Here is an 18,847-nt window from a genome sequence, read left to right on the forward strand (position 1 = left end):
CTGCCGGACACCAGGGGCGGCGACGGGTCGCGCCGGGGCGGTTCGCCGCCACCCCGCCGGCCCCGCAACTGCAAGGCAGGGCGTTGCAGGCCACCTGCTCGGTCGCGGGCGGCACGCCCGCCGGACCCGCTGCTGTGCCGCTCCGGCACCGCTTCGCCGTGGCGGCTTTCGTGACGGGGCTGGACGAGTTCGAGATCGCCGACGTGATCCACGGTGCCGCCTTCTTGAACTGGGCGAACCGGCTGACGCTGTGGCTCGGCAAGTTCTCGGTGCAAGGCTGAGCGCCGCGCCCGCCGGAGGGCAGCCCCTTGGCAGGCCTCGGCTCGCGACGGTGCTCGGGCCAAAGCTGGCGACGGAGACGGGGGTGGGGGCTGGTCCGGCCTGTTTTCCGGCAGCGAGGTTGGGAATGAGGCCGGGCATCCCATCTGGGGAGCGGTGTTCCCATGATGGTCGGAGAGGTTCTTGCTTCGCATCGGTCCTGCCTTGCTCGGTTCCCTGCTCGCCGGGATGGTGGCGCTCCAGGACGCCCGCGCGGGCGAGGCGAGCGTGCGCTTCGTGGCGCCGGAGCGCTTCACCGACGCCAGCATCAACGGGGATCACCGCGTCGGCGCGGACGCACCGGCCCTGCAGGAGCTGGCCCGCTTCATTGAACGGCTGGCCGGGCGCGGGCTGCCGGCGGGGCAGACGCTCGAGGTGGAGGTCACCGACGTCGATCTGGCGGGGCGCTACGAGCCCTGGCGCATCGACGCGCAGAGCACGCGCATCGTGACGTCGGCGACCTGGCCCCGCATCCGGCTGCGCTACCGCCTCGTCGAGGGAGACCGGGTGATCCGGTCGGGCGAGGACGACGTCCATGACCAGACCTTCGAGATGCGCCCGGGTCGCCTGACCTCCGGCGACCGGTTGTTCTCGGAAAAGGCCATGCTCGACGACTGGTTCCACGCGAAGTTCAGCGGCCGGACGCCGTGAGGGCGGAACGGTCCGCGGGTTTTCCCCACGGCTGAAACTGCGGCGGGTCGTCCGCCGGTTCTGGCAACCCAGGCGCGCCTGACAACGGTTCGTCTGCCGACCCTGACAGCGCCGGCCGGACAACGGCTTCCGTGGCGCGTCACCGGTGGCGGTGCCGCGGCCGGGAAAGGCGCGGCATCGCGGCGCCTTCCCACGTCGCGGCCTCGCCTCCGGCCGCGCCGGAACGGCCGTTCAGGCGTCGCGCGCTTGGCTCAGCTCAGTCCGAGCGTGCCGCGCAGGCGCGACAGGTCTTCCGCCAGCTCCGTCACCGGGCCTTGCAGCGCGTTGCGGTCGGCGGTGGTCAGGCTCTCATAGTTCCCGAAGCCCTCGTCGCCCGTGCGATACTTGCGCAGCACGGCGTCGACGCTACCGAAGTTCGCCTCGACCTTGGCCAGCAGCGCCGCGTCCGCGCGCGCCAGCAGGGGACGCAGCAGCTCCACGATCTTGCGCGCGCCCTCCATATTGGCCTGGAAGTCCCATAGGTCGGTGCCGCTGTAGCGCTCCTCCTCGCCGGAAATCTTGGTGGCGGCCACTTCCTCGATCAGCGCCGCGGCGCCGCCCACCACCTTTTCCGGCGGCAGCGTCAGCGCGGCGATGCGGCCCTGCAGCTCGGCCACGTCGGCCTTGAGCTTGTCGGCGACCGGCGCCAGCCCTTCGGTCGAGTTCTCGTGGAACAACCCGTATTCCAGGCGGTGGAAGCCGGTGAAGCCCGGGTCCTTCTCGGCCTCGGCATGGTCGTCGGCGCGGCTGTCGATGCTTGTATCGAGATCGCTGAACAGCTCGGCAATGGGTTCGATGCGCTCGTAGGGCAGGCGCGTGGGCGCGTAGAGCTTGCGCGCCGTGTCGAGGTCACCGGCCCTGATGGCGGCGGTGAAGGCGTCGACCTTGTTCACCAGCGAACGGGCCTCGCGCAGGACGTAGAGCTTGTACTGCGCCAGCGGCTCGGCGAGTTCGGCCGGGGCGACGGCGGGACCCGCGGCCCAGGCCTGGCCGGCACCGAGAGGACCGCCCAGCGGCGCCGGGGCCATCAGGCTCCAGCCCAGCAGCGCCACCGCCACCGCGCCACGCGCGAGAACCCGCCGCGCGGGTGACGGGCGGGGGCGCGGCGGCGCGGAGGGGGAATGGCTTCGCATGGTCGCGGTGTCCTTCATGGGATGCGGTTCACCCGGCCAGCAGCGCGCGCGCCAGGAAATCGTCGGGCCCCGTCACGCCCGGCAGCGCGAAGAAGTAACCGCCGCCGGTGGGCTTGATGTATTCTTCAAGCGGCTCGCCATCGAGGCGGCGCTGCACGGTGATGAAGCCGGCCTCCAGGTCGCGCTGGAAGCAGATGAACAGCAGCCCCATGTCGAGTTGCCCCGCGCGCGTGACGCCGCGGGCGTAGTTGAAGGGCCGGCGCAGGATCAGGCTGCTGGCCGCGGCCGCGTCGCGCGGGTTGGCCAGGCGGATATGCGCGTCGAGGCGGGTGCGCTGCCCCTCCGGGTCGTCGGCATAGTCCGGCAGCGCGTGCTCGTCGGCGAGGCCCAGGGGCGCGCCGGTGTTCTTGTGGCGGCCGATGATGGCTTCCTGCTCGCCCAGCGGGGTGCGGTCCCAGCGCTCCACGAAGTTCCGGATCAGGCGCACCACCTGATAGGTGCCGCCGGCCGTCCAGGCGGGCTCGTCGCCTTCTTCGTCCCCTGGCCGGATCCAGACGATGCGCGCCATCTCCGCCGCGTCGGTGGGGTCGGGGTTGGCGGTGCCGTCGCGGAAGCCCAGGAGGTTGCGCGGGGTTTCGCGCGCCTGCCCCGGCGCATGTTCCGGCGTTTTGGCTTCGGGCAGGAAACCGTCCTGCATCCAGCGCAGCCGCAGGGTGGCGGGGGTGTTCTTCACCACGTCGCGCAGGGCGTGCAGCACGGCCTGCGGCGTGTTGGCGCAGATCTGGAGCAGCAGGTCGCCGTGGCAGCGGTCGCGTTCCAGCGCGTCGTTGGGAAAGCGTGCCATGGTCTGCAGCCGGCGCGGCCGGCGTTCCGCCAAGCCGTAGCGCCCGTCAAACAGCGAGGCGCCCACCGCCACGGTCAGGGTCAGCGCGTCGGGCACCACCCGCGGGCCGAGGATGCCGGAATCCACCGGCGGGAAGCGTGGGTCTTCCTCGGGCGGGGTGCCGCCGGCCATCAGGAAGCGGATGCGCGCGGTGAGCGTGCGGAACAGCCCTTCCAGCGCCGCGCGGTCGGGCGCCAGCACGTCGAAGGCGGCCACGAGCGCTGCGGCGGGCGGCGGGTTCAGGATGCCGGGCTGGTGCGCGCCGTGAAAGGCGATGGCCTGACCGGCGGCCCCGGCGTCGCGGCCCGGGGGTTCCTGCATCAGCGGCGCGGGCTCGGCGCCGGCGCGCCCGGCCGCGGCCCCGAACCCCGCCAGGCCCAGCAGCACCCCGCGCCGCCCGGCCCTGAGTGCCTGAACGCCGGGACCGGGCGTGCGACCCCCGTCCGCCCCCGCCATGGCGGCGTGGAAAGGGCAGCGGCCCTTTGTCGGGTCTCCGGCCCGGCTCACGGCGCGTTCTCCTCGAATCCCAGGGCGGCGCCCAGGGCTTGCAGCGCCGCTGCGCGGGTCACCAGCCCCTGCGCCGCCTCGTCCGGGCCGGTGGCGCCGGCCGGGGAAGCGGGCGCGGTATCGGCGGGGCGCGTGGCCGGCGCCAGCGGCCGCAGCAGCGCCTCGACCTTGCCGACACCCTCGAGCCCGGCGGCGAGTTCCACCGGGTCGGGCCGTTCCACGCCGGGCGGCGCGTCGGGGGCGAGGCGGTCACTCATGTCGCGCAGCCAGCGCTGGCTGGCGGAGACCATGCGCTCCGGCGGCACGGTGATGCCTTCCAGCCGCGCCTGGAGCGCCGCCGCATCCGCCACCAGCGCGTCGGCGAGGGGCCGCAGCGCCGCGCCGTCCGCTTCCCCGCCCAGCAAGAGCGCCAGGTGGCGCAGGCCGGTGAAGCCCGGGTCCGATGCGCCCGCCGGGTAGAGCGCAGCGCGGCCGTCGATGCGGGCGTCGAGGTCGCTGAACACCACCCGCAGCACCGGCGCCATGCGGCCGTAGGCGGTGCGTGCCTCCCGCAGCGCCGCGGTGGCCGCTGCCGCATCGCCCGCCACGGCGGCGTCACGCAGCGCGCCCGCGGCCTCAACCAGATCATCGGAGCCCAGGATCAGGGAAACCTTGTATTCCGCCCTGGGGCCGATCAGCGCCACCGGATCGGCGCCGCGCGGCGCGTCACCGCCGCCGGCGGCGGGGCGCACCACCAGCTCGCCCCGCGGGTTGCTCAGCAGCCCGCAGGTGATGCTGTAGCGCCCCGGCGCCAGCTTCGCGCGCAGGCGCTGGGTCATGCCGGGGGCGATGTTCTCGCGCTCCTCCACCACCATCACGCCGTCCAGGATTTCCCATTCCATCACCCGCGCGCTGTTGTTGCGGATGGTGAAGCTGTTCCAGCCGGCCTCGACCGCGAGGCGGTCGGGATCGCAGCGCTGCGCCCCCACCGTCACGGTCACGCCCTCGGCCGCCGGGGCGGAAGCGGTGCGGCGGTGCTGGACGGCGTAATAGCCGAGCACGCCCACGCCCAGCGCCAGCATCACGGTGCCGCCCAGACCGAGGCGGATCGCGCGTCGCAGCGACACGGCGGGCCTCAGCGCCCCGCCCGCGGCGCGGTCGCTGGGGTGCCGGGACGTGAGGGGCCGGGATGGGCCGCTGCCGGGCGGAGCGTGGCGGAAGGGGATGGCGCGGCGCCGGGGCGCGCGGCCCGCCCGGACAGGAAGACGGGCAGCGTCGCGAGGAGAAAGAGCGCCCAGGCCAGCGCCTCGCCGACGGCTGGCCGTTCCTGGTAGCCGAGCAGGCCAGAGAGCACCGTGCCGGGGATGCCGTCCACGGGCAGGATACCACTGAGATCGAAGAGCGGCGCCTGGAGGTGGTTCCACAGCCCGGCCTCGTGCAGGGCGCGCACCGAGCCCGCCAGCAACCCGGCCGCGACCAGCAGGATCAGCAGCCCGGTCCAGCGGAAGAAGCGCCTGAGGTCGAGCCGAACGCCGCCCCAGGAGATCGCCCAGCCCGCCGCCGCGGCCGCGAGCAGCCCGGCCACCGCGCCGAGCGGCGCCCCGTAGGACAGGCCTGGGGCGCCGTCCGGCGATCCGGTGGCCTGGCCGAACACCGCCAACAGGAAGAACACGGCTTCCAGCCCTTCGCGCAGCACCGCCAGGAACACCAGTCCCACCAGTGCCGCCTCGCGGCCGTTGCCCGACCCGTCGCCGCCACCCGCCAGGAAGGCGGCTTCCACGCGCCGGCCCAGCTCGGCACGGATGGAGCCGGCCGCCCGGCGCATCCAGAACACCATGGCGGTGAGCATCGCCACGGCCACCAGCCCCACGCCGGCCTCGAAGAGTTCCTGCAGGCGCTGCGGGAACTCGGCGCTGAGAAGGTCGAGCAGGAAGCCCGCCCCCAGCGACACCAGCACCGCCGCCGCCACCCCGATCCCCACCAGCGGCAGCCAGGCGGCCCGCCCGGTGCGTCGCAGGATGCCGGCGATGATGCCCACCACCAGCGCGGCTTCCAGGCCTTCTCGCAGCATGATCAGGAAGGCAGCCAGCATGGGAGCGGTCCGTTGCTGAGAATGTGAGATGGCGGCCGAGAAAGGGCTGGTGGCCGCACCGGGCCGGCCTTTCCCAAGAATGCTTCTCTTTCGCAAGAGGGTTGTGCCTGCGGCCGCGCCGGGCAACAGGTTTTTGCGGCCGGCAGCCTTGCGGTTTTCGTTGTAGGTGGCCGGGATTGCGTAGCAGGTCAGCAGCGCCGCTATGGCGACCTGGAGGAGCGCGGCACCGCCACCCAGGCTGGAGAGGGCGGCACGGCGGGGTGGCAGGCGCGCCGCGGTGACAGGCTTGGCCAACAGTTGGCCTCGGTGAGGCCGCGGTCAGCGCCGTGCCGGGTGGTCAGTCCGTGGTGGTGAAGAAGCGGGCTGGGGGCAACGGCGTCATCAGCCTCAAGGCTTGGTTGGAGGCGCTACCCGATGGCGCAACCATCTGCGCCGTCGAAGTGGAGGTCATGACGAGAGACGGGTCACGTCCCCTTCACGGAAGTGAAACATAACCGTCATCTGAGCGACGCACGAAGCCGTTACCTGCCGCGCCGATGACAGCCGCTGCAGGTTTTTGGGACGCCATACGGCTGGGGGCCGTGTGCAAGCGCTTCGGCGACGCCGTGGCGCTGCTGCCGGCCTCCACGCTGTTCCGGTGGCCGTTCGCGCCGTCCTTCATCCGCGCGCGGCTTCGATGAACGCGGTGGAAGGGCGCGGCCACCTCGCCGCGACGGCGGCGTCGCCGATCCTGGAAGCGCGCGGGCTGCAACAGAGCTACGGCGACAAGCCCGTGCTGCGGGACATCGGCTTCGCGCTGCAGCCCGGCCGCGTGCTGGCGCTGCTCGGGCCGTCGGGCTGCGGCAAGACCACGCTGCTGCGGCTGGTGGCCGGGCTGCTGCGACCCACCGGCGGCGCGCTGCTGATCGACGGGCGGGTGGTGGCGGAGGCGGAAGGGGCCTTCGTGCCGCCGGAAGGGCGCGGCCTCGGCATGGTGTTCCAGGACTACGCGCTCTGGCCGCATCTGAGCGTCGGCGGCAATGTCGGCTTTCCGCTGGAGATGCGCGGCATGGCGCGGGCCGAGCGAGAGCGTCGCGTCACCGCGGCGCTGGCGCGCGTGGGGCTGGACGGCTTCGCGCGCCGCAAGCCGGGGGAACTCTCGGGCGGTCAGCAGCAGCGCGTGGCCATCGCCCGCGCCATCGTCGCCGAGCCGCGGCTGGTGCTGTTCGACGAGCCGCTTTCCAACCTCGACCGCGAGTTGCGCGAAAGCCTGGTGGGCGAGATCGCGCAGCTCGTGGCTGGGCTGGGCCTGTCGGCGCTCTACGTCACGCACGACCAGGCCGAGGCTTTCGCGCTCGCCGACAGTGTCGCGGTGATGGGGGGCGGACGCATCGCCCAGCTCGACGCGCCGGAAGCGCTGGTGGGGCGGCCGGCCACGCCGGCGGTGGCGGAGTTCCTGCGCCTGGGCACGCTGGCCACCGTGACGCCGCGCGCGGATGGCTGGTGGCTGCCCGGCGGCGAGGCGCCGATCCTGCCGCGGGGAACCGGGCCGGCGCCGGATGCGCCGCAACAGGTGCTGATCCCGCGCCGGGCGCTGCGGCTGGTGCCCCTGGGCGAAGCGGCGCTGCGCGGAATGGTGACGGGCTCGCTCTTCGCGGGCGACCGGCACGCGGTGACGGTGCAGCTTCCCGGCGCGCCGCCGCTCGATCTGCGCCTGGACAGTGCCCGGCGGGCTGCGCCCGGCGAAACGGTAGGGATCGCCGTCGCGACGGAAGAGCTGTGCTGGTTCGCGTCGCCCCCATGATCTTGGTGAAGGAAACACAGAGCATGCTGAAACAGGCTACGGTTGCCGGCTTCCTGGCGCTGGCCGCCCTCGTCGCGCCCGTCGCGGCGCGGGCCGACGTCACCGTCTACACCGCCGGTCCCGCCGGGCTGATCAAGCAGCTCGCCGCCGGCTTCACGGCCGAAACGGGCGTGAAGGCCAATGTCTTCCAGGGCACCACCGGGCAGGTGATGGCGCGCATCGAGGCCGAGGCGGCGAACCCGGCGGTGGACGTGCTCATCTCCGCTTCCTGGGACACGGCGACGGACTTCACCCGGCGCGGCTGGCTGCTGCCCTATGCCAGCCCCAACGCCGCCAGCGTGCCCGCCAGCCTGAAAACCGAGACCGCCGTGGCGCAGGGCGTCTCCGCCCTGGCGATCGCCTGGAACCCGGAAAGCAAGACGCCGCGCCCGGCGGAATGGGCCGACCTGACGAAGCCGGAATACCGGGGCCTCGTCACCATCCCCGACCCGTCGCAGTCCGGCGCCTCCTTCGAGCTGGTGGCGGCGCTGCAGAACAAGCTGGGCATGGAGCTGTTCGAGAAGCTGCACGGGAACGGCGCGGTGGTGTCCGGCGCCAACGCGCAGGCGCTGAACCCGGTGCTGCAGGGCGCCAAGGCGGCGGTGTTCGGGGCGGTGGACTACATCTCGCTCGACGGGCGCCGGAACGGCGAGTCCATCGAGGTGATCTTTCCGGCATCCGGCACGGTGGTCGCGCCGCGGCCGATGATGATCATGAAGTGGTCGCGCCACCCGGACGAGGCGAAGCGCTTCATCGACTACGTGCTGTCGGACAAGGGCCAGGCCGCGGTGGCCGCCGCCATGCTGATGCCGGCGCGCTCCGACATCACCGCCGACCGGCCGCTGATGCGCGACCTCAACGTGCTGCCGGTGGATGCCAGCGTGGTGTATCCGAAGCGCGACGAGATCCTCGCCGCCTTCAATCGCGCCAACGGGCACTGACCGGGTGCGCGCCGGCAGCGCGTTTCGCAGCATGCGCGCTGCCGGCATGGCGCGCGGGATGCGCGCGGGCGGCATGGGGCGCGCCTCGCCGTTGGCGCCGCTGACCGTCGCGGCGCTGCTGGTGCTGGTGGCGCTGCCCGTGCTCTTCGTGGTGTTGCAGGCGGTGTTTCCCCGCCTGGGCGCGGGTTCGCTGGCGGCGCCGTTCAGCGCGCTGGGGCCGGCGCTGGCCGATCCGCGGCTGCCCGGGTTGCTGGGCAACACGCTGGCGCTGGGGCTGTCGGTGGTGGCGCTCTCGGCGGTGATCGCCCTGCCGCTGGGCGCCTGCCGGGCACTGTTCCGCATCCCCCTGGCGCCGCTCTGGGACCTGTTGTTCCTGCTGCCCTTCATGCTGCCGCCCTATATCGCGACGCTGGGCTGGATCGCCGCCTTGCAGCCGCGCGGCTACCTCCAGCAGCTCGTGGGCTTCAACCTGGCGGGCTTCCTGTTTTCCATGCCGGGCATCGCCGTGGTGATCGCGCTGCACGCCTTTCCCGTGGTGTACTTCGCGGTGTCGCGCACGCTGGAAGCGGTGGGCGGGCGGCTGGCCGACGTGGCGCGGGTCTTCGGCGCCTCGCCCTGGCGCGCCTTCGGCCGCGTCACCCTGCCGCTGGCTTGGCCGGGGCTGGCGGCGAGCCTGCTGCTGGTCTTCGCCATGGCGGTGGAGGAATACGGCACCCCCGCCGCGCTCGGCCGCTCCTTCGGCTTCGAGGTGCTGGTGACAGCCATCGACCACCGCGTGTCGGACTGGCCGATCGACCTGCCGGGGGCGGCGACGCTGTCGCTGATCCTGGTGCTGCTGTCGGTGGCGGCCTTCGCGCTGCAATGGCGCCTCTTGGCCCGCCGCTCCTTCGAGACCACCGCCGGCAAGCCGCAGCCGCTGAACAAGCGCCCGCTCGGCCGCTGGGCCGTGCCGGTGCTCGGCGGCTTCACCGTGGCGGCCATCCTCGCCACGCTGCTGCCGATCGCGGCGATCCTGGCGGCGGCGCTGGCGCGGCGGGTTTCGGGTGGGCTGGCGCTCAACAACCTGGGTTTGCAGAACTTCGCGGCGATCCTGGGCGAAGGGTCGGACGCCTGGCAGGCGCTGCTGAACAGCCTCCTGCTCGGGCTGGCGGCGGCGTTGCTGACGGGGGTGCTGGGCACCGCGGCGGCCGTGCTGATGGTGCGCGGGCAGATGCGCGGGCGCGCGGCGCTGGACGCGCTGGCCATGCTGCCCAACGCCCTGCCGGGCATCGTGGTGGCGGTGGGGCTGATCCTGGCCTGGAACCAGCCGGCACTGCCGATCACGCCCTACAACACGCCGCTGATCCTGATCCTGGCCTATGGCTGCATCCTGCTGCCTTATCCGCTGCGCTACGCCCAGGCGGCGCTGCGCCAGATCGGCCCGAACCTGGAAGCCGCGGCGCGGGTCAGCGGCGCCACGCCCTGGCGCGTGATGCTGCGCGTGCTGGTGCCGCTGATGGCGCCGAGCCTGGTGGCCGCCATGCTGCTGGTCTTCGCCGTGGCGGCGCGGGAACTGGTCGCCTCGCTGCTGGTGGCGCCGGTCGGGATGCTGACGGTGGCGGGCTTTATCTGGCGGCAGTTCGAGCAGGGCTCGGTCGGCGTCGGCATGGCCATGGCCTTCGTGGCGCTGGCCGTGACCACGCTGCTGCCGCTGACGGTGCTGGCCGTGCTGCGCCGCGCCGAACAGCCGTGACGACCTGCCCGGAGACGACGATGCCCGACGAGACCCACACCGCCATCCTGACCGCCGTCAGCGGCTTGGGCGGCAAGCAGCCCGCCGCCTTTCTGCTGGAAGCCGGCGGGGTGCGCATCCTGTTCGACCTGGGCGAGGGGCCGGAGCCGGGCGGGCGGCCCGACATCACCGGGGTCGGGCCGGTGGACGCGATCGTGCTGTCGCACGCCCACGGCGACCATGCCGGGGCGCTGGACCTCCGGCCGCGGCTGGGCAACCCGCCGGTCTATGCCACCGCGGCGACCTGGGCGCAGATCCGGGGCGACGCGGTGCCCGAGGGCGACCGCCACCTCCTGCCGCTGCGCGGCGAGGCCGAGCTGCTCGGGCTGCCGCTGCGCACCGGCCGCGACGGCCACGCGCCGGGCGGGGTCTGGATCCATGTCGGACTAGGCGAGGGCGTGCTCTACACCGGCGACTGGACGCCGGAGTCGATCGTGTTTCCCTACGACTCGCCGCCGGCGGCCGCGCTGGTGGTGACCGATGCCTCCTACGGCGACCGCGACACCGGGCTAGACGAGCAGGCCGGGATCATCGCGCAGGAGGTCGCGGCGGGCGCCGTGCTGCCCGTGCCGGCGGCCGGGCGCGGGCCGGAACTGGCGTTGCGCCTGGCACGGCTGGGCTTCCGGCCCAAGCTCTGCCCCGTGCTGCTGGCGGAGGTGGAGATGCTGGCCGCCGACACCACCGGCCTGATCGACGCGCCGGCGCGGGAAGCGCTCGGCACGCTGCGGCGGGAAGGGCTGGGCGAGGGGGCGATGGCGCCGACGGACGTGGTGATCGCGACGACGGCCAACGCGGCGAGCGGCACGGCCGCCGCGCTGCTGGCGCGCGAGGCGGAAGGCTTCCGCTTCGTGTTCACCGGCCACGTGCCGCGCGGCACCCCGGCGGCGCGGCTGCTGGAGGCGGGCGCGGCGCGCTGGCTCGGCTGGAACGTGCATCCGCGCCGGCGCGACACGCTGGCGCTGGCGCGCGACACCGGGGCGCGCGCCATCGTGCCCGCCTTCGTAAAGCCGGAGAGCTGCACGGCGCTCGGCGAGGCGCTGGGCGGGGTGCTGCGCTGGGATCGGCGCACCGCGATCTGAACCGGCGCCTAGCGGGCAGCCCCAGGGCAGCCCCAAGGCAGCCCCAGCGCAGCCACGGACGGCACCGACCCGGTACGCGGGGCCGGGACATCTGACGGCTGACCGATCTGGTGCGCGGCACGCCGTCCTGCGCGCGGGCTCGGGCTGTGGCCTGCGCCTTGGCTGCCGACCTGATCGCCAGTTGGCTCCGCTTGAAAGGCATCCGCGGCCGTGATGCCAGATCAAACGATCTGCGGGACCGAAGCGCTGCCCGCTGGCCGATGAGAGGCCGCCAGGTTGATCAGGGCCAGCCGTGACGGAAGCTCGTGGCGATCAAAAAAAGTTCCGATATAGTAACTATTGGATGGCGCACCCGGCAACCGGAGGGAAGGGCGATGAGGGCGCATATCGTCGGCGGTGGGTTCGGCGGACTGGCCGCGGCCGCCTACCTGATCCGGAACGCAGGCGTGCCCGGCCCGGACATCACGATCTACGAGGCGGAGGCGCGGCTCGGCGGCGGCTTCTTCCTGGGGGGCGACGCACAGAGCGGCTACAATCTTCCAGGCTCCGTCTTCGACAGCGAGTTCCGCTGCACCTTCGGCCTGCTGGCGGACGTGCCATCGACCCGCGATCCCGCAGTGTCGGTCCGGGACGAGTTCTTCACCTTCAATGCCCAGCATCCGTTCCATGACTGGGCACACATCATCGACCGCGAGGGCCGGATCCTGCACTCGCCGCGCTACGGGCTGAGCCTGCGCCACGGGATCGATCTCGTGAAGCTCTCGCTGATGCCGGAAGCCCTTCTGGACGGGCGCCGGATCGAGGAGTTCTTTCCCGACGACTTCTTCCGGACCGAGTTCTGGCTGCTGTGGTCGACCATCATGGGATCGCTGCCGCAGCACGGCGCGGCCGAGTTCCGGCGCTACATCAACCGCGCCCTGAACCTGTTTCCCGACCTGTCGGACATGCAGCACATCCTGCGGACGCCGATCTGCCAGTTCCAGGCCTTTATCGAGCCCTTGGCCGCCTGGCTGCGCAAGCGCGACGTGACGTTCCAGACGGGCACCTCGGTTCGCGACATCGGCCTTGCTCCGGTGCGCGATCGCATCACGGTTGAGCGGCTGGAGATCGAGCGCGGCGGGGCGGTGAGCACGGTCACGCTCGGGCCGGAGGACATCGTGCTGCTGACAACCGGCTCACAGGCGGCGGGCCTTTCGGCCGGATCGATGACCGAGCCGCCGCCGAAGCGGGACGGCCGTTCCTCCTGGTCGCTGTGGCAGCGCCTGGCACGGAGCCGCCCGGGCTTCGGCGACCCCGAGGTGTTCTTCAGCGACGCGGTGCTGCCGGACTCGCGCTGGGTCACCTTCACGGTCACCACCACGGGGGACGAGTTCATCGACCGGATGACCGCGATCACGGGCAGCGAGCCCGGGCGGGGCGGGCTGGTGACGCTGAAGGATTCGGGCTGGGTGGTGTCGCTCTCGATCTTTCACCAGCCGGAGGTCATCGGGCAGCCGGACGGCACGAAGGTCTGGTGGGGCTACGGGTTGTATCCCGAGCGGAGCGGCGATTTCGTGCGCAAGCGCATGGACGAGTGCACCGGGGCGGAGATCCTCGAGGAGGTGTTGCGGCAGCTGCGCTTCGACGGACAACTGGACGCGATCATGGCGTCCTCGATCTGCATTCCCTGCGACATGCCCTACGTCAACAACATCTGGATGCCGCGCCGGCGCACCGATCGTCCCCCTCCGGTTCCGGAAGGGTCCACCAATCTCGGCCTGATCGGCCAGTACGTCGAAGTCGAGCAGGACGTGGCCTTCACCATCGAATATTCGGCCCGCACCGCCTGGGAGGCGATCCATACCCTGCTGCGGCGCGGTCCCGCGCCGCCGCCCGTTTACCAGGGCCGGCACGATCCGAAGGCGCTGCTCGGCGCCTTGAGGGCGTTCGTCGCGGAGTAAATCCGGGGAGGACAATGCCGTGCGTTTCGTCCGGCTTCTGCTCGCTGCGGTCCTGGGCGTCTACCTGCTCGCAGCCGTGCTCTACGCGATCCCGGTCGTGAGCGGCGCGCTCGACCGCGGCATGGCGGTGACGTTCGACCGCGCCGACCCGGCGGTCATCGCCGACTACCGCAACGGTCTGTCGCCGCAGCAGCGGCAATCCTATTACCACGTCTCGCAGGGCTCGGAGATCCTGCCCTGGATCCTGCTGACCGCGGTCGACGTTGCCGATCCCGGCTCGAGCAAGCCCTTCGTCGAGAACCTTTCGCGCTTCGGCCTGCTGCCCGACCCTGGCCGCGACGACGGGCTGCCGGTCGGCCTGACGGTCGCGACGAACCCCTTCACCTTCGGCATGGATTTCGTGGGCGTCAACTGCGCGGCGTGCCACGTGGGCGAGCTGCGCCACAACGGCAGAACCGTGCGGGTCGACGGCGCGCCCAACATGTTCAACCTGCAGCTCTTCTACTCGCAGGCCGTCGACGCGATGCTCGCGACCACCAGCGACCGCGGCAAGCTCTGGAACGCGCTGAAGCGCCTGGGGCGGCAGGACTGGGCGCGCTACGGGATCGGGGCTCCCTTCATCCGCCCTGCGACCCTGGTCTACTACGGCGCCAATGTTCTGCTGCATCGCGACAGGCTCGATGCGCGGCTCGAACTGATCGACGTGATCCGCGTCGCGAAGGAGCAGCGCGACGCGGAGCACCCGACCTCCGGCTTCGGTCGCCTCGACGCGTTTGACGGCACCCGGAACTTCCTGTTCACGCGGCTGCGCAAGGCCGATGCGGGCGGGAATTTCGAGGTCAACCGCGCGAACCTGGTCAGGCTCGACGCGGCGGTGAAGTTCCCGCCGCTCTGGTCGCGCAAGGCCGCGCCGCCGGAGCCGGTGGAGGCGTACCGCGACCAGCCCGGGCGCTTCCCCGCCGTCTGGGGCTTCAAGGATTACGACTGGGTCGAGTGGACCATCGACACCAACACGGTGATGGAGCGCAACTTCACCGAAACGCTGGGGGCGGGTGCGAGCGTCGTGCTCGATCCCGGGCGGACCAACTCGCTGTTCGACAGTTCCATCCCGATGGCGAACATGCACGCGCTCGAATGGCTGGCCTACTACATCGACCCGCCCCGCTGGCCGGAGGCGGCCTTCGGCGCGATCAGGCCTGAGCTGGCCGCGACCGGCGGGGCGATCTTCCGCAGGAGCTGCGCCGGATGCCACGAGTACGGCAGCGATCAGCGCACGCCGGCCGGGCTGATACGGTTGCGCGGCATGCATCCGGAGGAGGTCGGCACCGACCCTGTCGCCGCGCTGCGGATTTCCTGCCCGGTGCCCGACACCGGTGCGCTTTCGATCCCGCCACGTTCCTACAGCGCCGATGAATCGCGGCTGCTGCGGGATTGCGCCGGCGTGACGGCGGGCACCGCGTTCCAGGGCGCTTCCTTTGCCCGAACCGTGCAGGCCGCCGTGGACGGGATCAAGCAGAAGGCCTACGCGGCGGCCGGCATCGACGCGGCGCAGCGGCGCGTGATGGAGGATCTCGACCGGCGGGAAACCGTTGTCTGGCGCGACACGCTGCTCGATACCAAGGCGCCCTACGGCCCCTACGCGGCGCGGCCGATCTACGGGATCTGGGCGGCGGCGCCGTTCCTGCACAACGGATCGGTGCCGACGCTGTACGACCTGCTGCTGCCGCCCGAGCGCCGGCCCAAGATCTTCGCGCTCGGCACGCGCCAGTATGACCCGGTCAGGCTGGGCTTCGTCGTCGAGACCTCCTGCGGCCAGCAGGACTGCCTCGTCGACACCACGCGGACGGGCGACGGCAATGGTGGCCACCTGTGGGGCACCGACCTGTCGGAGCCCGACCGCATGGCGTTGCTGGAGTTCCTCAAGACGTACTGACGAGAAGCTTCTGCGGGAAGGTGCCGTCGTATTCCGGCGCGCCGGCCGGGTGCAGGCCCGGCAGCCTGAGCAGGGGCTTGAGGATCTGCGGGATCTGGATCTGGCTGATGTAACGGCCGTAGCAACTGTGCAGCCCGGTGGCGAAGTGCAGGACGTGGTGACCGGGCCGGCCGGGCCGGAACTCTTCCGGCTGCTCCAGCACGCGCGGGTCGAACATGGCCGACCAGGTCAGGGCGAAGACCGTCGAGCCCTTGGAGATCAGGGTCGCATGGGGCTCGCCCGCCGCGAGAAGGTAGTCCTCCCTGGCCACCCGCACGACCATGGGATTGATGGGACGGAAGCGGAGGGCCTCGAACACGAGGTCCGACAGGGCGGCATCGTCGTCCGCGCGGGCTGCGGCGGCGGCCCTGGCCAGGGCGTCGGGCATGGAGAACAGCACCAGCAGCGCCTGCACCGCGGCCTGCGAGGTCGTCTCGATCATGCCGATCACCAGCCCGGCGAGCGTGCGGCGGATCAGTTCGTCATCGACGACGCCCGCGGCCCGCAGGCGCAGCAGCCGGTCCATGACGTCGTCCTTGTGCTCCCCGCGTCCGGCGATGCGCTCCGCCAGCAGGGCGTCGAGCCGGGCGCGCATCTCCGTACCCGCCGCCACCGCGGGAGCACGCATCTCGGGCGCATCCCGCAGGTTGATGAAGAACTCGCGGAAGCCGGCGCGTGCCCATTCCATCATCTGCGCGTCGTCCGACGCGGCGAAGCCGAAGTATTCGGCGGCCAGGCGCACCGGGACCTTGCGGGTGAGCGTCTGGACGATCTCGAACGGGCCGTGGCCTCGCGCCAGGGTTTCCACGATCCTGGCGGCGCGGTGCGAAACGAGTTGCTTCACGCGCGACAGGTCCTCCCGCTGCACGACGAGGCGCATGATCGAGATGTCGTGGTCGTAGCGCGGCGTGACGTCCTGGCTGAGGACGAAGGGACCGATGACGCCCATCATCCGTGGCAGGTACGGGCTGACGGAGAAGATCGTTTCGCGATGCAGGATCTCCTCCACGTCGCGGAACCGCGACACGAGCGTGGCCGCCGGACTCACGAGGATGGGCCGGTCCTCGCGAAGTTCCCCGAAGAAGGGCAGCGCGTTGCCGCGGATCTGATCCAGGATGTACCGGAACTGGCGGCCCGCGATCTCCTTCGGATCACCGCCCTTGTCGGCGATCGCGTCGAACGCGGCCAGAAGTGGCCCTGCGGTCCCGTGCGTGGCGGTGGTGGCCGGAACTGTCTCCGTTATGGGCATGGCACGACCTCGCTTGCTCCCGGGCGTGAGCGTACAACATCGTATCTGTTGCGTAACTAAATGATCCGGGCTGCCGTGCGCAGGTGATGGCGTGGCGGTGTGGAGAGGCCGCGTCGTGACGGGGCGACCGGATGGGCCTCGGCACGTTGCGCCACGGCTGGGGAGCGGGGGGCCTCCACACCTCACGAAGGTCATCTGGCCTCTGCCCAGCGCAGCGGTGCTGTGCATCGCGCTGCGCCATCGACCGGCCGCCGCTCGCGCCGGCTGGCTTCGACATACGGGGCTGTTTTCTGGAGTTTTCGGGCGATGGCGCGGTTGGGCCCCAGGGCAGGGAGGGCACGTTAAGCCGTGCCCTCCCGCCTGAAGAGGGTTCCGGGACCGGTCTCGGGCAGACCGATACGCTTTGTTTCCCGACCGTCAGCCATCCGCCAGGGCCACCGCGCCGTTTGCTCCGCGACTGCCCGGGCATCCTGCCGGGCCGGGAGCAGCCGCGGCCGCGAGGCCGACCGCGGAGATGTGCGAGGAGCACGACGTGCCAGCCAGCCGATCAGCGGGAACCACCGGGGGAGCTGACGAAACGCCGCCCGTGCTGGCGGCCTGGGCCCTCACCGCCCTGGCAGGCTGCGTGGACGCGCTGGTTGTTGCTCGCGGAGGGGCGCTTCTGCCGGTCTACGTCACGGGCGACACCACGAAGCTCGCGACGACCCTGGCCGGTGAGCGCTGGCTTGATGCCTGGCCGCTGGCGGCCCTGGTCACGAGTTTTCTCGCCGCCAGCACCCTGGCGGCCTGGCTTGGCGGGCGGGCGAGGCGCCATGCGCTGCCGCCCCTGCTGCTCGCCGGGCTGCTTCTTTTCCTGGGGCTGTTCCTGGCCAACGGGGCGTGGCCCCTCCCCACCATTCTCGCCACGGCAGCGGCCATGGGCGCGGTGAACCAGGCGCTGCGGAAGGATCCGGGCGTGACCTTCGTGACCGGTGCGCTGGTGCGCCTGGCCCGCGACCTGGCCGCTGGCCAGGCCGTGGAGGCGGGCAAGAACCTCCTGCGCTGGCTCGCCCTGCTTGGCGGCGCCGCGGCTGGCGCTGCCTGCAATGCCGCGCTCGGCCCCGCCGCGCTGGCGGTACCGGCCGGCGCGGCGACCCTGGCCGCCGTGGCCGTGCTGCTGTGGCCGCGACCTGCTCCCACCTTCGCGAAGGAACCCGCATGACCCAAGATTCTTACCCGATTCGTCCCACCGGCCCCGGTACGCCCGAGGGGCCTGCCTTGCCCGCCGCGGCGCCTGCCGCCGCGCCCCCGCCATCCTCGATCGACCGGGGCGGCGTGGAAGGCGGCGCCGTGGTGTTCGAGAACTGGAAGGGCGAGGCCGACAAGCCCGCACCGCCGCCGCCCGCGCCCATGCCACCGGAACGGCGCGTGGGCTTCGCGGTCATGGGCCTCGGCCGCCTGGCGTTGGAGGAGATCCTGCCCGCCTTCGCCGAGTGCAAGGCAGCACGCCCCGTCGCCCTGGTTTCCGGTAGCCCGGAAAAGGCTCGGGCGGTGGCGGCGCAGCATGGCATCGCGGCGGACAGCGTGTACGGCTACGACGAGGTGGCGCGCCTGTCGGAAAACCCCGCAGTCCAGGCCGTCTACGTCGTCACGCCCAACGGCCGGCACCGCGACAACGTGCTGGCGGTGGCGAAGGCCGGCAAGCACGTGCTGTGCGAGAAGCCGATGGCCAATACCTCCGCCGAGGCGCGCGAGATGGTGGAGGCCTGCCGCGCCGCCGGCGTGAAGCTGATGATCGCCTACCGCTGCCAGTACGAACCCTTCAACCGCGAGGCCGTCCGCCTCGTCCGCTCCGGCGAGCTCGGCCGGCCGCGCGTCCTGGAGGCTACCAACACGCAGGTGCAGGGTCCGGCCGACCAGTGGCGGCTGAAGGCGGCGCTCGCCGGCGGCGGCGCGCTGCCGGATATCGGCCTTTACTGCCTCAACGGCGTGCGCGCGGTGCTGGGCGAGGAGCCGGTGGAGGTCTTCGCCCGCATCGTGAACCCGCAGGGCGACGATCGTTACGCCGAGATCGATGAGACGACGGTGTTCATGCTGCGCTTCCCGTCCGGCGCCATCGCCAACTGTGCCGCCAGCTACGGCGCGCACGAGAGCAAGGACCTGCGCATCCGGCTGGAGAAGGGCTGGATCGATCTGGAGAACGCCTTCGCCTATCGCGGCCAGCGGATGCGGATCGCGCGCCGGAAGGGCGACGACGAAGCGGTGGAGGAGCTGCGCCTGGGTGCGAAGAACCAGTTCGCGCTGGAGATCGATCATTTCGCCGACTGCATCCTGCAAGACCACGAGCCGCGGACACCGGGCGAGGAGGGCGTGCAGGACCAGGTGCTGATGGAGGCGATCTACCGCTCCGCGCGCGAGGGCACGCCGGTGGCGATCCCGCCCGTGGAGGGCCGCGACGTATTTCGCGGACCCGAGCACGGGTGAGAAAGGAT

15 protein-coding genes are annotated in these 18,847 nt (G+C 72.0%); 10 read left to right on the forward strand and 5 right to left on the reverse strand.

All coding sequences use genetic code 11. From position 1 onward, the window contains the following. Positions 1-83 precede the first annotated feature (83 nt). Both ACFFGY_RS01350 and ACFFGY_RS01355 read left to right on the forward strand, forming a co-directional pair. A complete protein-coding gene (locus ACFFGY_RS01350) occupies positions 84-281 on the forward strand; it encodes a hypothetical protein (protein ID WP_377042561.1) in 198 nt (65 codons plus the stop codon). 181 nt (positions 282-462) lie between these two features. Beyond that, on the forward strand, positions 463-969 hold the full coding sequence (locus ACFFGY_RS01355; protein ID WP_377042562.1) for a DUF3016 domain-containing protein: 507 nt from the start codon (positions 463-465) through the stop codon (positions 967-969). 251 nt (positions 970-1,220) lie between these two features. On the opposite strand, the gene efeO is transcribed toward ACFFGY_RS01355, so the two are convergent. From efeO to efeU, 4 genes are read right to left on the reverse strand one after another with little or no spacing between them, the layout of a single operon-like run. Beyond that, complete coding sequence (gene efeO, locus ACFFGY_RS01360) at positions 1,221-2,159, reverse strand: iron uptake system protein EfeO (protein ID WP_377042563.1); 939 nt, start codon at positions 2,157-2,159, stop codon at positions 1,221-1,223. A 10-nt stretch (positions 2,160-2,169) separates the two neighbouring features. Continuing rightward, on the reverse strand, positions 2,170-3,531 hold the full coding sequence (gene efeB / locus ACFFGY_RS01365; RefSeq protein ID WP_377042564.1) for an iron uptake transporter deferrochelatase/peroxidase subunit: 1,362 nt from the start codon (positions 3,529-3,531) through the stop codon (positions 2,170-2,172). Continuing rightward, complete coding sequence (locus tag ACFFGY_RS01370; RefSeq protein ID WP_377042565.1) at positions 3,528-4,637, reverse strand: cupredoxin domain-containing protein; 1,110 nt, start codon at positions 4,635-4,637, stop codon at positions 3,528-3,530. The genes efeB and ACFFGY_RS01370 overlap by 4 nt, the downstream gene beginning before the upstream one ends. An 8-nt stretch (positions 4,638-4,645) precedes the next feature. Continuing rightward, positions 4,646-5,602 carry an iron uptake transporter permease EfeU gene (efeU, locus tag ACFFGY_RS01375; RefSeq protein ID WP_377042566.1) on the reverse strand — a complete coding sequence of 319 codons (957 nt, stop codon included), beginning with the start codon at positions 5,600-5,602 and terminating at the stop codon, positions 4,646-4,648. 676 nt (positions 5,603-6,278) lie between these two features. Here efeU and ACFFGY_RS01380 point away from each other — a divergent pair. The 6 genes from ACFFGY_RS01380 (at position 6,279) to ACFFGY_RS01405 (ending at position 15,088) form a co-directional block, all read left to right on the forward strand. Beyond that, positions 6,279-7,385, forward strand: a complete 1,107-nt coding sequence (locus tag ACFFGY_RS01380; RefSeq protein ID WP_377042567.1) for an ABC transporter ATP-binding protein — start codon at positions 6,279-6,281, stop codon at positions 7,383-7,385. Between the two features lie 23 nt (positions 7,386-7,408). Beyond that, on the forward strand, positions 7,409-8,365 hold the full coding sequence (locus ACFFGY_RS01385) for an ABC transporter substrate-binding protein (protein ID WP_377042568.1): 957 nt from the start codon (positions 7,409-7,411) through the stop codon (positions 8,363-8,365). A gap of 31 nt (positions 8,366-8,396) precedes the next feature. Beyond that, entirely contained in the window at positions 8,397-10,097 is a 1,701-nt protein-coding gene (locus ACFFGY_RS01390) for an ABC transporter permease (RefSeq protein ID WP_377042569.1), read from the forward strand. Between the two features lie 20 nt (positions 10,098-10,117). Further along, positions 10,118-11,215 (forward strand): MBL fold metallo-hydrolase, encoded by a 1,098-nt coding sequence (locus tag ACFFGY_RS01395; RefSeq protein ID WP_377042571.1) that lies wholly within the window; start codon positions 10,118-10,120, stop codon positions 11,213-11,215. A 374-nt stretch (positions 11,216-11,589) separates the two neighbouring features. Continuing rightward, complete coding sequence (locus ACFFGY_RS01400) at positions 11,590-13,155, forward strand: oleate hydratase (RefSeq protein ID WP_377042572.1); 1,566 nt, start codon at positions 11,590-11,592, stop codon at positions 13,153-13,155. A 19-nt stretch (positions 13,156-13,174) separates the two neighbouring features. Beyond that, a complete protein-coding gene (locus tag ACFFGY_RS01405; RefSeq protein WP_377042573.1) occupies positions 13,175-15,088 on the forward strand; it encodes a di-heme-cytochrome C peroxidase in 1,914 nt (637 codons plus the stop codon). Here ACFFGY_RS01405 and ACFFGY_RS01410 read toward each other — a convergent pair. Beyond that, complete coding sequence (locus ACFFGY_RS01410) at positions 15,075-16,376, reverse strand: cytochrome P450 (protein WP_377042574.1); 1,302 nt, start codon at positions 16,374-16,376, stop codon at positions 15,075-15,077. The two genes, ACFFGY_RS01405 and ACFFGY_RS01410, sit on opposite strands and share 14 nt — an antisense overlap. Before the next feature lie 586 nt (positions 16,377-16,962). Here ACFFGY_RS01410 and ACFFGY_RS01415 point away from each other — a divergent pair. Together ACFFGY_RS01415 and ACFFGY_RS01420 are read left to right on the forward strand one after the other, a co-directional pair. Continuing rightward, positions 16,963-17,577 (forward strand): DUF1275 family protein, encoded by a 615-nt coding sequence (locus tag ACFFGY_RS01415; protein WP_377042575.1) that lies wholly within the window; start codon positions 16,963-16,965, stop codon positions 17,575-17,577. Further along, positions 17,574-18,839: a Gfo/Idh/MocA family oxidoreductase gene (locus tag ACFFGY_RS01420; RefSeq protein WP_377042576.1), complete on the forward strand. Its 1,266-nt coding sequence runs from the start codon at positions 17,574-17,576 to the stop codon at positions 18,837-18,839. Before ACFFGY_RS01415 ends, ACFFGY_RS01420 begins: the two co-directional genes overlap by 4 nt. Positions 18,840-18,847 lie beyond the last annotated feature (8 nt).

Source organism: Roseomonas elaeocarpi (genome assembly GCF_042433915.1).
GTDB classification, from domain to species: domain Bacteria; phylum Pseudomonadota; class Alphaproteobacteria; order Acetobacterales; family Acetobacteraceae; genus Roseomonas; species Roseomonas elaeocarpi.